This is a genomic window from Scandinavium goeteborgense, assembly GCF_003935895.2.
Classification (GTDB): domain Bacteria; phylum Pseudomonadota; class Gammaproteobacteria; order Enterobacterales; family Enterobacteriaceae; genus Scandinavium; species Scandinavium goeteborgense.
Map to the genome: position 1 here is coordinate 3,877,219 of NZ_CP054058.1, position 12,078 is coordinate 3,889,296.

At 50.5% G+C, this 12,078-nt stretch carries 12 protein-coding genes; 10 read left to right on the top strand and 2 right to left on the bottom strand.

Annotation, left to right across the window (positions count from 1 at the left end):
- The first annotated feature begins 1 nt into the window (after position 1).
- The gene (rluA, locus tag A8O29_RS19315) at positions 2-661 is read left to right on the top strand and encodes a bifunctional tRNA pseudouridine(32) synthase/23S rRNA pseudouridine(746) synthase RluA (RefSeq protein WP_110510736.1); all 660 of its coding nucleotides are present in this window, start codon (positions 2-4) and stop codon (positions 659-661) included.
- 38 nt (positions 662-699) lie between these two features.
- Here rluA and djlA read toward each other — a convergent pair whose 3' ends face one another.
- A complete protein-coding gene (gene djlA, locus A8O29_RS19320; RefSeq protein WP_125354609.1) occupies positions 700-1,518 on the bottom strand; it encodes a co-chaperone DjlA in 819 nt (272 codons plus the stop codon).
- 261 nt (positions 1,519-1,779) lie between these two features.
- Here djlA and lptD point away from each other — a divergent pair, with 261 nt between their 5' ends.
- The 6 genes from lptD to apaH are packed head-to-tail and all read left to right on the top strand — an operon-like array spanning position 1,780 to position 8,513.
- Positions 1,780-4,128 (top strand): LPS assembly protein LptD, encoded by a 2,349-nt coding sequence (lptD, locus tag A8O29_RS19325; protein WP_125354638.1) that lies wholly within the window; start codon positions 1,780-1,782, stop codon positions 4,126-4,128.
- Positions 4,129-4,182: 54 nt separating this feature from the next.
- The gene (gene surA, locus A8O29_RS19330) at positions 4,183-5,469 is read left to right on the top strand and encodes a peptidylprolyl isomerase SurA (protein WP_125354610.1); all 1,287 of its coding nucleotides are present in this window, start codon (positions 4,183-4,185) and stop codon (positions 5,467-5,469) included.
- Positions 5,469-6,458: a 4-hydroxythreonine-4-phosphate dehydrogenase PdxA gene (gene pdxA / locus A8O29_RS19335; RefSeq protein ID WP_125354611.1), complete on the top strand. Its 990-nt coding sequence runs from the start codon at positions 5,469-5,471 to the stop codon at positions 6,456-6,458. The genes surA and pdxA overlap by 1 nt, the downstream gene beginning before the upstream one ends.
- Positions 6,455-7,276, top strand: a complete 822-nt coding sequence (gene rsmA, locus A8O29_RS19340; RefSeq protein ID WP_125354612.1) for a 16S rRNA (adenine(1518)-N(6)/adenine(1519)-N(6))-dimethyltransferase RsmA — start codon at positions 6,455-6,457, stop codon at positions 7,274-7,276. The genes pdxA and rsmA overlap by 4 nt, the downstream gene beginning before the upstream one ends.
- Positions 7,277-7,279: 3 nt before the next feature.
- Complete coding sequence (gene apaG, locus A8O29_RS19345) at positions 7,280-7,657, top strand: Co2+/Mg2+ efflux protein ApaG (protein WP_110510731.1); 378 nt, start codon at positions 7,280-7,282, stop codon at positions 7,655-7,657.
- A 4-nt stretch (positions 7,658-7,661) separates the two neighbouring features.
- Positions 7,662-8,513, top strand: a complete 852-nt coding sequence (apaH, locus tag A8O29_RS19350) for a bis(5'-nucleosyl)-tetraphosphatase (symmetrical) ApaH (RefSeq protein ID WP_125354613.1) — start codon at positions 7,662-7,664, stop codon at positions 8,511-8,513.
- A 185-nt stretch (positions 8,514-8,698) separates the two neighbouring features.
- Here apaH and A8O29_RS19355 read toward each other — a convergent pair whose 3' ends face one another.
- On the bottom strand, positions 8,699-9,730 hold the full coding sequence (locus tag A8O29_RS19355) for a LysR family transcriptional regulator (protein WP_246316628.1): 1,032 nt from the start codon (positions 9,728-9,730) through the stop codon (positions 8,699-8,701).
- Positions 9,731-10,134: 404 nt separating this feature from the next.
- Between A8O29_RS19355 and A8O29_RS19360 the strand changes: the two genes are divergently transcribed.
- From A8O29_RS19360 to A8O29_RS19370, 3 genes are all read left to right on the top strand, one after another.
- Positions 10,135-10,662, top strand: a complete 528-nt coding sequence (locus tag A8O29_RS19360) for a fimbrial protein (protein WP_125354614.1) — start codon at positions 10,135-10,137, stop codon at positions 10,660-10,662.
- Positions 10,663-10,734: 72 nt separating this feature from the next.
- Positions 10,735-11,268, top strand: a complete 534-nt coding sequence (locus A8O29_RS19365; RefSeq protein WP_125354615.1) for a fimbrial protein — start codon at positions 10,735-10,737, stop codon at positions 11,266-11,268.
- 116 nt (positions 11,269-11,384) lie between these two features.
- The gene (locus A8O29_RS19370; RefSeq protein WP_125354616.1) at positions 11,385-12,059 is read left to right on the top strand and encodes a fimbrial biogenesis chaperone; all 675 of its coding nucleotides are present in this window, start codon (positions 11,385-11,387) and stop codon (positions 12,057-12,059) included.
- Positions 12,060-12,078: the final 19 nt, after the last annotated feature.

Below are 12,078 nucleotides of genomic sequence, written 5' to 3' on the forward strand. Positions count from 1 at the left end.
TATGGTACTGGAGTCCTACAATCCGCCACAGGATCCCTGGCTGGTGGTGCTCTATCAGGATGAGCACATCATGGTGGTCAATAAGCCCAGCGGCTTGTTGTCCGTCCCTGGCCGCCTGGACAGTCATAAAGACAGCGTGATGACGCGCGTCCAGCGTGATTTTCCGCAGGCTGAGTCGGTACATCGACTCGATATGGCGACCAGCGGCGTGATTGTTGTGGCTCTGACCAAGGCGGCGGAACGGGAGCTGAAACGCCAGTTCCGCGAGCGTGAACCGAAAAAGCAGTATCTGGCCCGCGTGTGGGGACATCCGGAAAAAGCCGAAGGTGTGGTGGATTTACCGCTAATCTGCGACTGGCCGAACCGTCCAATGCAAAAAGTCTGTTTCGAGACAGGCAAGTCGGCGCAAACCGAATTTGAAGTGCTGGAGTACGCTGACGATAACACCGCGCGAGTGCTGCTTAAACCGATTACCGGACGCTCGCATCAGCTGCGCGTGCATATGCAGGCGCTGGGGCATCCGATTCTGGGCGACCGTTTTTACGCCACGCCAGAAGCACTGGCCATGGCCCCTCGCCTTCTGCTACACGCAGAAATGCTGACCATTACCCACCCGCAGTTTGGCAATAGTATGACGTTTAAGGCACCGGTTGATTTTTGAGATGTCCCTCTCCGGCTGGAGAGGGCATTCAGAACAGGTTATTTGAAACCTTTCTGTTCTTTTACCAATTCATAAGCACGCTGAATTTCTTGCGCTTTTTGCTTCGCCATTTCCATCATTTCCGGCGGTAAACCTTTCGCAACCAGCTTATCCGGGTGATGTTCGCTCATCAGCTTGCGATAGGCGCGCTTGATGGTCGTGGCGTCATCCGTCGACTTCACACCGAGCACGTTACACGCATCTTCCAGTGTCGGGCCACGCTGCGCCTGCTGCCAGCCGCCGCCTGAGTGCGATTGCTGCTGATAGCCGCCACCAAACTGTGCGCCGCCCTGCATCATGCGCAGGAACTGTTCAAACTGAGCGCGGGAGATACCGAGCTCGTCGGCAATGACAAACAGCACTTCACGTTCGTTAGGGTGCAATGAGCCGTCGGCAAACGCGGCCTGAATCTGAATTTCCAGAAACATCCTAATCAAATCGAAGCGACCGAAACAAACGCCGCGGAACGCACGCATCTTCTCGCGCAGCGGGTAATTATCCGCTTTACCTACGCGGAAAGCCTGCTGCGCCGCGGTGCGGGACTCGCCGTGAAGATTCATGCGGTCCATCAGAATGCTGGCAACGTGGATATCCGCTTCGGTCACGCGACCTTTCGACTTTGTCAGATGCCCCATCACCTCGAAAGTGGTGGCAAAGAACAACGACTGACGCTCTTGCTGGTTGGCAAAAAAGTTGAGCCTGCGGCTACGCGCCTTATCAAACATGTGGCCAATCAGCAGTCCAAGTACCGCTCCCCAGAATCCGCCACCCATCATAAGTGCAACGGCCACACCAATCACTTTACCCCAATACTGCATAGACTCCCCGGATAGTCATAATCATCATGTCGCAGGTAATGGCTTCCACCTTGATAAAAGGCGATTTTCGCAGCGATGACCTGATGGTCAGTGCAGGACATAACCTATAATTTGCTTTATCATACTCGCCATTCTACACAGTGCCTAACGCCACTGGCTCGAAGCGGCAGGATTAACACTGGCGCGTGACCGATGAGTACGTTAGTCTCTGACCGTTTGCAAGCCGCGAAGCCACAGATGACGGAACAACAAATAAAACGTATGAAAAAACGTATTCCCACCCTTCTGGCAACCCTGATCGCCAGCGCCCTGTACAGTCAACAGGGTGCGGCGGCCGACCTCGCATCACAGTGTATGCTGGGGGTACCAAGCTATAACCGTCCGCTGGTTCAGGGGGATACTAATAACCTGCCTGTCACCATCAACGCCGATCACGCCAAGGGTAATTACCCTGATGATGCCGTATTTACCGGCAATGTCGATATCAATCAGGCGAACAGTCGATTACAGGCGGACGAAGTGCAGTTGCACCAGAAGCAGGCGCCTGGACAGGCGGATCCGGTTCGCACCGTGGATGCTCTGGGCAATGTACACTACGACGATAATCAGGTGATCCTGAAAGGTCCTAAAGCCTGGTCCAATCTGAATACCAAAGATACCAACGTCTGGAAAGGCGACTATCAGATGGTCGACCGCCAGGGCCGTGGTACTGCTGACGTCATGAAACAGCGTGGCGAAAACCGCTATACCATTCTCGATAACGGGACCTTTACGTCCTGTCTGCCAGGTACGAACACCTGGAGCGTGGTCGGGAGTGAAGTGATTCAGGACCGCGAGGAGCAGGTTGCCGAAATCTGGAATGCCCGCTTTAAAGTCGGTCCGGTGCCAATATTTTACAGTCCCTATCTGCAGCTGCCGATTGGTGATAAGCGCCGTTCAGGCTTCCTGATCCCGAATGCCAAATACAGCAGTAACAACGGTACGGAAATCTACCTGCCGTACTACTGGAACATCGCTCCGAACTTCGATGCCACCATTACACCGCACTATATGGAAAAGCGTGGCGGCGTGATGTGGGAGAACGAATTCCGCTATCTGACCAAAGCGGGCTCAGGGCTGTTTGAATTCGACTATTTGAACAAAGATAAAGTCTTCGAAGACGAACATCCCAACGAAGACGACAGCCGCCGTTGGCTCTTCTACTGGCGACATGCTGGGGTGATGGATCAGGTGTGGCGCTTCAACGTCGACTACACTAAAGTCAGCGATCCGAACTACTTCAACGACTTTGACTCCAATTACGGCTCCAGTACCGACGGTTACGCTACGCAGAAATTTAGCGTCGGCTATGCCATTGAGAACTTTAACGCCACCGTATCCAGCAAGCAGTTCCAGGTCTTTGATACTCAGAGCGCAAGCTCCTACTCGGCTCAGCCACAGCTTGACGTTAACTACTACCAGAATGACGTTGGGCCGTTTGATACGCATGTCTATGGTCAGGTGGTGCATTTCAAAAACACCAATGACAACATGCCAGAAGCGACGCGTGTACACCTGGAACCGACGATCGATTTGCCACTGTCGAACGGTTGGGGAAGCATCGACACCCAAGCCAAGCTGATGGCAACCCACTATCAGCAGGACGATGTCGACTGGTACAACACCCGTTACGGTACCCATCTGAAAGAGAACGTTAACCGCGTCCTGCCGCAGTTTAAAATTGACGGCAAAATGGTCTTCGAGCGCGATATGGACTGGTCACAGGGCTATACCCAGACCCTGGAACCGCGCGTTCAGTACTTATACGTACCGTATAAGGACCAAAGCGACATCATGTCCTACGACTCCACGTTGCTGCAATCGGACTACAGCGGCCTGTTCCGCGACCGTACCTACAGCGGCCTGGACCGTATTGCGTCAGCTAACCAGGTGACGACCGGTATCACTTCCCGCGTTTATGATCAAAACGCCGTTGAACGTTTTAACGTTTCTGTGGGTCAAATCTACTACTTCACGCCGTCTCGTACGGGTGATGAAACGCAAGATTGGTCGGAGACCGATCAGAAAGGCTCGCTGGTCTGGGCCGGAGATACTTACTGGCGCATGACTGACCAATGGGGTCTGCGTGGCGGCATTCAGTATGATACCCGTCTGGATAACGTGGCCACCGGCAACGGGACCGTCGAGTATCGTCGCGATGAAAACCGCTTAGTTCAGATGAATTACCGTTACGCCAGCCCGGAGTATATTCAGGCGACACTGCCTTCTTACTCCACGGCGCAGCAGTATAAAGACGGGATTTCCCAGGTGGGTATGACGGCAAGCTGGCCGGTCGTTGACCGCTGGTCTGTTGTAGGTGCGTATTACTACGATACCAATGCCCATAAACCGGCGGATCAGATGTTAGCTGTGCAGTATAACTCTTGCTGCTACGCGCTCCGTCTCGGTTACGAGCGTAAGCTCAACGGCTGGGATAGCAGCAATGCCCAGGGTAAATACGATAACGTCGTCGGTTTCAATATCGAACTGCGTGGCCTGAGTTCTAATTATGGCCTCGGCACTCAACAGATGTTGCGCTCGACAATTATGCCGTACCAAAGCTCTTTGTAACGCCACGGTTTAGAAACGTAATCCGCCTTTGCGGTTAATTGAAATGGAAAGAGTATGAAGAACTGGAAAACGCTGCTTCTCGGTATCGCCATGGTTGCGAATACCAGTTTCGCCGCCCCACAGGTTGTCGATAAGGTAGCAGCTGTCGTAAATAACGGCGTTGTACTTGAAAGCGACGTCGATAATTTGATGCAGTCCGTAAAAGGAAACGCAGGCCAGGCCGGGCAACAATTACCGGATGACGCCACACTGCGCCACCAGATTCTGGAACGTCTGATCATGGACCAAATTGTCCTGCAGATGGGTCAGAAAATGGGCGTAAAAGTGACTGACGAGCAGCTCGATCAGGCCATCGCCAACATCGCCAAGCAGAACAATATGTCGATGGATCAGATGCGTAGCCGTCTGGCCTACGATGGCATGAACTACAGCACCTATCGCGCACAGATCCGCAAAGAGATGACTATCTCTGAAGTGCGTAATAACGAAGTTCGTCGCCGTATTACCGTTCTGCCGCAGGAAGTCGACGCGTTGGCTTCACAGATTGGTAATCAGAACGATGCCAGTACTGAGCTGAACCTGAGCCACATCCTGATCCCGCTGCCGGAAAACCCGAGCTCTGACCAGGTTAACGAAGCGGAAGCGCAGGCGCGCTCTGTTGTCGACCAGGCAAACAAAGGCGCTGACTTCGGTAAACTCGCCATCACTTACTCTGCTGACCAACAGGCGCTGAAAGGCGGCCAGATGGGATGGGGACGTATTCAGGAACTGCCATCTATCTTCGCGCAGGCCCTGAGCACCGCGAAAAAAGGCGATGTGATTGGTCCTATCCGTTCCGGTGTGGGCTTCCATGTCATCAAAGTTAACGATCTACGCGGCCAGAGCCAAAGCATTTCTGTGACTGAAGTCCATTCCCGTCACATTCTGCTGAAGCCATCGCCAATCATGACTGATGACCAGGCGCGTGCGAAACTGGAAGCCGTGGCTGCGGACATCAAGAGTGGTAAAACCACCTTTGATAAAGCAGCGAAAGAGCTGTCTCAGGATCCAGGCTCTGCAAACCAGGGCGGTGATTTAGGCTGGGGCACTCCAGACATGTACGATCCGGCATTCCGTGATGCTCTGATGAAGCTGAGCAAAGGTGAAATCAGCGCCCCGGTTCACTCCTCGTTCGGTTGGCACCTGATTCAGCTGCTGGATACCCGTAACGTGGACCGTACCGATGCAGCGCAGAAAGACAAAGCTTACCGCATGCTGATGAACCGTAAGTTTGCTGAAGAAGCTGCAACCTGGATGCAGGAACAACGTGCCAGCGCGTACGTCAAAATTCTGAGCAACTAATGACGCAGCCCCAACGTGTGGTTATCACTCCCGGCGAACCCGCCGGGATTGGCCCAGACCTCGTGGTTCAACTGGCTCAGCGTGACTGGCCTGTTGAACTGGTGGTTTGCGCCGATGAAACGCTTCTGACAGACCGGGCAGCAATGCTCGGTTTGCCGTTAACGCTCCTGCCCTACGATGCCGCTCTGGCACCTGTTCCGCAAAAAGCCGGTACGCTGACTCTCCTTCCCGTTCCCCTTCAGGCTCCCGTTATCCCAGGCACGTTAAACGTGCTGAACGGTCCTTACGTGGTGGAAACCCTGGCACGCGCCTGCGATGGCAGTACCGAGGGGGAATTTGCCGCCCTGATTACCGGGCCGGTGCAGAAGAGCATCATCAACGATGCGGGGATTGCGTTTACCGGACACACTGAATTCTTCGAAGAGCGTTCTCACACCGATAAAGTGGTGATGATGCTGGCGACAGAGGAGCTGCGCGTCGCACTCGCAACCACGCATCTGCCGCTGAAAGATATCAGCGATGCGATAACGACTGATGTCCTGCGCGACGTGATTACCATTCTGGATACCGACCTGCGCACGAAATTTGGTATTGCCAGGCCGCATATCCTGGTGTGTGGGCTCAATCCGCACGCCGGTGAAGGCGGGCATATTGGGATGGAAGAGATAGACACCATCATTCCGGTGCTCGACGAAATGCGCGCTAAGGGCATGAATCTGAGTGGGCCGCTGCCCGCAGATACCCTGTTTCAGCCGAAATATCTCGACAATGCCGACGCAGTTCTCGCGATGTACCACGATCAGGGCCTGCCCGTGCTAAAATACCAGGGTTTCGGCCGTGCTGTGAATATCACGCTCGGTTTACCTTTTATCCGTACGTCCGTTGACCACGGCACCGCGCTAGAACTGGCGGGTCAGGGGAAAGCAAACGTCGGCAGTTTTATTACGGCGCTTAATCTCGCCATCAAAATGATCAGTAACTCTCAATGAATAATCGAGTCCATCAGGGCCACTTAGCCCGAAAACGCTTCGGGCAAAACTTCCTCAACGATCAGTTTGTCATCGACAGCATCGTATCGGCCATCAACCCGCAGAAAGGTCAGGCCATTGTTGAAATCGGCCCCGGTCTTGCCGCATTGACCGAGCCGGTTGGCGAACGTCTGGATAAACTGACCGTCATCGAACTGGACCGTGACCTGGCTGCACGCCTGCAAACGCACCCGTTCCTTGGACCAAAGCTGACCATTTTTCAGCAAGATGCGATGACCATGAACTTCGGCGAACTGTCGAAAGAAATGGGCCAACCGTTGCGCGTGTTCGGTAACCTGCCGTACAACATCTCTACCCCGCTGATGTTCCACCTGTTTAGCTATACTGATGCCATTGCTGACATGCACTTCATGTTGCAAAAAGAAGTGGTCAACCGTCTGGTTGCAGGGCCAAACAGTAAGGCGTATGGTCGTTTAAGCGTCATGGCGCAGTACTACTGCCAGATTATCCCTGTGCTGGAAGTGCCGCCAACCGCCTTTACGCCACCGCCAAAAGTGGATTCTGCCGTCGTTCGCCTGGTGCCTTACACCACGCTGCCGCATCCGGTTAAAGAGGTTCGTGTGTTAAGCCGAATCACCACCGAAGCGTTCAACCAGCGCCGTAAGACGATCCGCAACAGCCTCGGCAATATCTTCTCTGTCGAACGGTTGATTGAACTTGGCGTTGACCCGACGATGCGTGCAGAAAATATCTCTGTGGCCCAGTACTGCCGCCTGGCAAACTGGCTGTCAGAAAATGCGCCCCAGAAGGAGAGCTAAACCATGATCAATTCGCCCCGCGTCTGTGTCCAGGTTCAAAGCGTCTACATTGAGTCCCAGTCCTCACCGGACGATGAACGCTATGTTTTTGCTTATACGGTCACGATTCGTAATCTGGGGCGAGGATCGGTGCAGCTGCTTGGGCGATACTGGTTGATTACTAACGGCCACGGTCGTGAAACCGAGGTTCAGGGCGAAGGTGTGATCGGCGTTCAGCCGCACATTGCCCCGGGCAACGAATATCAGTACACCAGCGGTGCCGTGCTGGAAACGCCACTCGGCACCATGCAGGGTCACTATGACATGATCGACGCTGACGGTAACCCGTTCAGCATTGATATTCCCGTTTTCCGTCTGGCCGTGCCAGCTCTCATCCATTGATAAAATGAGCACATACCTTATTGGCGACGTTCACGGCTGCTACGATGAACTGATCGCGTTATTAAAGCAGGTGGAATTTACTCCCGGACAAGACACTCTGTGGCTGACCGGCGATCTGGTGGCCCGTGGCCCCGCATCGCTCGAGGTCCTGCGCTACGTAAAGTCTCTCGGCGATAGCTTGCGGATGGTGCTTGGCAATCACGACTTGCATCTGCTGGCGGTTTTCGCCGGGATCAGCCGTAATAAGCCGAAGGACCGACTTACGCCGCTGCTGGAAGCGCCGGATGCTGACGAGCTGCTGAACTGGCTGCGTCGTCAGCCACTGTTGCAGGTGGATAAAGAGAAGAAGCTGGTGATGGCCCACGCCGGTATCACGCCACAATGGGATCTGGAGACGGCAGAACTCTGCGCCCACGACGTCGAGGCAGTCCTGTGCAGCGATTCCTATCCATTCTTCCTGGATGCCATGTATGGCGATTTGCCGAATCATTGGTCGCCGGAATTGTCAGGCCTGGCGCGTCTGCGTTTCATCACCAATGCCTTTACCCGCATGCGTTACTGCTTCCCGAACGGACAGCTCGATATGTACACCAAAGAGTCGCCGGAAAACGCGCCAGCACCGCTGAAGCCGTGGTTTGCTATTCCTGGCCCCGTTACTGAAGAGTACAGCGTCATTTTCGGTCACTGGGCTTCGCTGGAAGGCAAAGGTACGCCAGAAGGTATTTACGGGCTAGACACCGGATGCTGCTGGGGTGGGGATTTAACGTGTCTGCGCTGGGAAGATAAGCAGGTCTTTGTGCAGCCGTCTAATCGTAAACCCCATTTAGATGAAGGTGATGCAGCTATCGCCTCTTAGTCAGTGCCTTAATAAATAATTCACACCTCCCTCATGGCTCCCTTTAATTACATGAGGGAACGTGTCTTTCTTTCCCGGTTAACATCACTCCCCTCTTTCCTCTCTCTGTTACTCTTCAATCCTATCATTTCCGCTATAACCATCAGCAAATACAACAGACGTCTATGTTTAGCATTCAAGCAACCTTACGGCACAGACTCGTTCGAATTCGCTCGCATGAATATTTCATGCATTTGCTTCACCAGCGTGGAAAAAAATTGATTATTCAATGCTGATTTATTGTAAACCATATAGACCGGTTGGGAGGGCAAAGTGAAATCAATGTCCAACTTTTGAATATTAAATGAGTTTTTCATTTTTTCATAAAAGCGTTCAGGCACGAAAGCAAGCATATCAGATGATTCGACCATTGATATATTTGTCAGTAATGAAGGGCTAATAAATCGACATATTCTGTCCTCCCTCATCATCGAATTCACTTTAAGCCGGTTAGACAACAGACTCGCACTTTCCGAATCAAGATATATATAAGTTTCATCATGTAGTTGTTCTATTGTTAAACTCCCATTGAGGCGCGGATGCGGCTGACGACAAATAATCACCGGAGCTTCACTGGAAATTTGTTGGCTTATACGAGAATGACTAACATGAGCATGTGTATCAAAAATGATATCTGCTTTACGGAAAATAAGAGATTCTTCGATTTCAGTAATCGAGTTGTGACTTATAGTGTGAACGATTTCGCATTCTGGTGATATTTCGTCTAAAACCTGACGCATCACGTTCAGCGTAAACATAGAGATATACGCCGCGCAATGCACCACAAGGCGAGTTGGCAAAGAATCAAATGAAATATTCTGTAGCTTTGCGATTAAGTTGTCATATGAATCTTCGAGACCCTCGTGGATGCCTATCGCTACTGTAGTTGGAGCCAGCGCCTTACCTTCCCTGATAAATAACGCATCATTAAAATGAAGACGCAAACGCCCCAGAGCCTGGCTAACAGCAGAGGGTGTAATGCCGAGAGCATCAGCGGCTTTGGTCCCGCTACGATGAATGAAAACAGCCTCAAACGTGGTTAAAAGATTGAGATCAAAGTTCTTCACCAGTTTAAAACGGTCGGTGAGTTTGTTTTCTTTCATGCTTTCCAGCCCTCTGACCTCGGTCGAAACACTAAGATTGCTATTCTCTATATCAATCATAGTCGAGATACTCAATTTTGGACTCCTTAAGGTAGTATTATTTATACATTTCATTGAGAAACAAATAAAAAAGGATGGGAATAACAGTCAATAATAATCATGAATATACAATGAAATTAACTCATCAAACAAACTGACTAGCCGTAATATTATATCTTAAGTCATTGAAAATTAAATCCACCAATCATCCTCCAAAATAAAAAAACATACAAACTCATCACTATTCATTGAGATAGGCCCACCATTAACATAACTGAATAGTATATTAAGGTAATGGTGTGGTGATTTATAACTCAACTATGAATAATGCGCTCCAACGATAAGGGGTGCCGGCTTATATGCTCTCTTTATCATCCCTCACTAGCTCTTGTTACTGTTAAAAGAGTGTTTTGCTAAAATTTTTCAATAAAGGAATACTGATGAAAATGGATTCATTTTTCAAAATGAGCGTGCTGGCAGCCGGCATGGTTGCAGCAATGGGCGCAAATGCTGGTGATACCGGTACTCTGAATGTAACAGGTAGCATTATTGCAACTTCTTGTGTTGTTGATGCAAGCAGCACCGCTGAAGTGCCAATGGGTAGCCTTTCTGCAACCGATTTCGCTGATGTGGGTGCCGTTTCTGAGAAGAAAGACATCACTCTTAATCTGACTAGCTGCCCAGTTTCTCAGACCGGCGTAATGTTCACCGCTAACGGTGCATCTGATGCCGTTAACAACCAACTGCTGGCACTGTCTGCTGATTCAGAAGCCTCTGGCCTGGGTATTGCGATTTATAACAAAGGCGGCGCATTGATCCCAATGCATGCAGCTTCTGCAGCGGCTCCAATCAATGCTGAAACAGGTGTTGCAACCATTAATCTGGAAGCGGCTGCAATGTCTACCGCTCAATCAGTTACCGGTGGTGCATTCAACGCAACAACGACTTTTGTTCTGTCTTATAACTAATATTTCCGAATTATTGACCTGCTGCTCAAAGCAACACGTTAATAATATTTGGTAAAAAGGATTAAACCGCTCATGAATATGAAAAAATTAAGTGCTGCTGTAGTTGTTATGTTGGGTCTGGGTGTTTCTGCAGCTCAAGCAGAAGATGGGTCCCTGAACTTCACCGGTGATGTGAGTTCAAGTTCTTGTTCTGTTGCTGCAAGCAGCACAGCTCTGACTGTTAACTTTGATGGTTACGCTGCAACATCATTAGACGGCATGGCTCCAGGCATGACTTCTGGAGGCTTACAGAAACCTTTCAGCATTACGCTGGCTGGCTGCCCAGAAGGTGTAACGGTTGCCAAAATTAAGCTTGATGGTAAAACTTCTGGCATTATCCCGAACGCATTCGTAGGTAATTCAACCGCAAGTTATGTTGGTATCGTTATTTCTGATGCTGAAACCGGTGCAGTTATTACACCAAAAGCTTTTGGTAGCGATAAAGCCATTCATGCTGGTTCAGACAATGTCCTGAACTACCTCGTTGGTTTAACCAAAACCTCTGAAAGCGCTGCTGGTGCCGGTACCATTGACGTACCAGTAACCTTCACCATGTCTTACGAGTAATTACTTCTGTAATACGTGTGTATTTTAAATAAGATGGCTGAGCTAATGCTCAGCCATTTCATCTAATCACCTCAATATTACAGTGAGATTATTACCTTTAACTTCCAAGGTTAATTATGCATTATTTAAAAAAAGCCATCCTACCGTTAGCATTGATCGCTGTTTCCGCGCCTTCATTTGCAGGTTTTTCTGTGGGTGCCACCCGTGTTATTTATAACGGAAACCAGAAAGAAGCGTCCCTCTCCGTTAAAAACACCGAAGACTCAAACATCTATCTGATTCGCTCTTGGGTTAGCTCGGATAAAGCGGGAGAGAAAGTCCCTTTTATTATCACGCCACCACTGTTCCGCATAGAGCCGGGCCAGGATAATGCTGTCCGTATTACGCAGACGTCATCGGCCTTGCCACAGGATAAAGAGTCTGTTTACTGGATCAATACCCTGGCAATTCCGCCCGCTTCCAAAGAAAAAAACTCTCTGCAATTTTCCATTAACACCCGTATTAAGTTGATCTATCGCCCAACCGCATTGAATAACAAAGATGCCATTGGCAAAGCTTATCAGCAACTCACTTTTACCCATTCAGGTAATACCATCACCGCTAACAATCCAACACCTTATTATGTGAACATGACAAAGGTTAATGTCGGCGGCAAAGAAATGAAAGAAGGTTATATGGTTCCACCAAAATCCTCATTAAAAATTGAGGACGCCCCAGCAGGCAACAGCATCAGCTGGCAGGCTATTAATGATTTCGGCGGATTGACAGAAAAAGCCAACGCATCGATGTAACCCAGTCGAAAAAATTAAA

Bases quoted from the DNA above. Each gene is read 5' to 3' on its own strand.
- A8O29_RS19360 (WP_125354614.1), top strand. From the start codon at position 10,135: ATGAAAATGGATTCATTTTTCAAAATGAGCGTGCTGGCAGCCGGCATG.
- A8O29_RS19365 (WP_125354615.1), top strand. From the start codon at position 10,735: ATGAATATGAAAAAATTAAGTGCTGCTGTAGTTGTTATGTTGGGTCTG.
- apaH (WP_125354613.1), top strand. From the start codon at position 7,662: ATGAGCACATACCTTATTGGCGACGTTCACGGCTGCTACGATGAACTG.
- rsmA (WP_125354612.1), top strand. From the start codon at position 6,455: ATGAATAATCGAGTCCATCAGGGCCACTTAGCCCGAAAACGCTTCGGG.
- lptD (WP_125354638.1), top strand. From the start codon at position 1,780: ATGAAAAAACGTATTCCCACCCTTCTGGCAACCCTGATCGCCAGCGCC.
- djlA (WP_125354609.1), bottom strand. From the start codon at position 1,518: ATGCAGTATTGGGGTAAAGTGATTGGTGTGGCCGTTGCACTTATGATG.
- apaG (WP_110510731.1), top strand. From the start codon at position 7,280: ATGATCAATTCGCCCCGCGTCTGTGTCCAGGTTCAAAGCGTCTACATT.
- A8O29_RS19370 (WP_125354616.1), top strand. From the start codon at position 11,385: ATGCATTATTTAAAAAAAGCCATCCTACCGTTAGCATTGATCGCTGTT.
- rluA (WP_110510736.1), top strand. From the start codon at position 2: ATGGTACTGGAGTCCTACAATCCGCCACAGGATCCCTGGCTGGTGGTG.
- surA (WP_125354610.1), top strand. From the start codon at position 4,183: ATGAAGAACTGGAAAACGCTGCTTCTCGGTATCGCCATGGTTGCGAAT.
- pdxA (WP_125354611.1), top strand. From the start codon at position 5,469: ATGACGCAGCCCCAACGTGTGGTTATCACTCCCGGCGAACCCGCCGGG.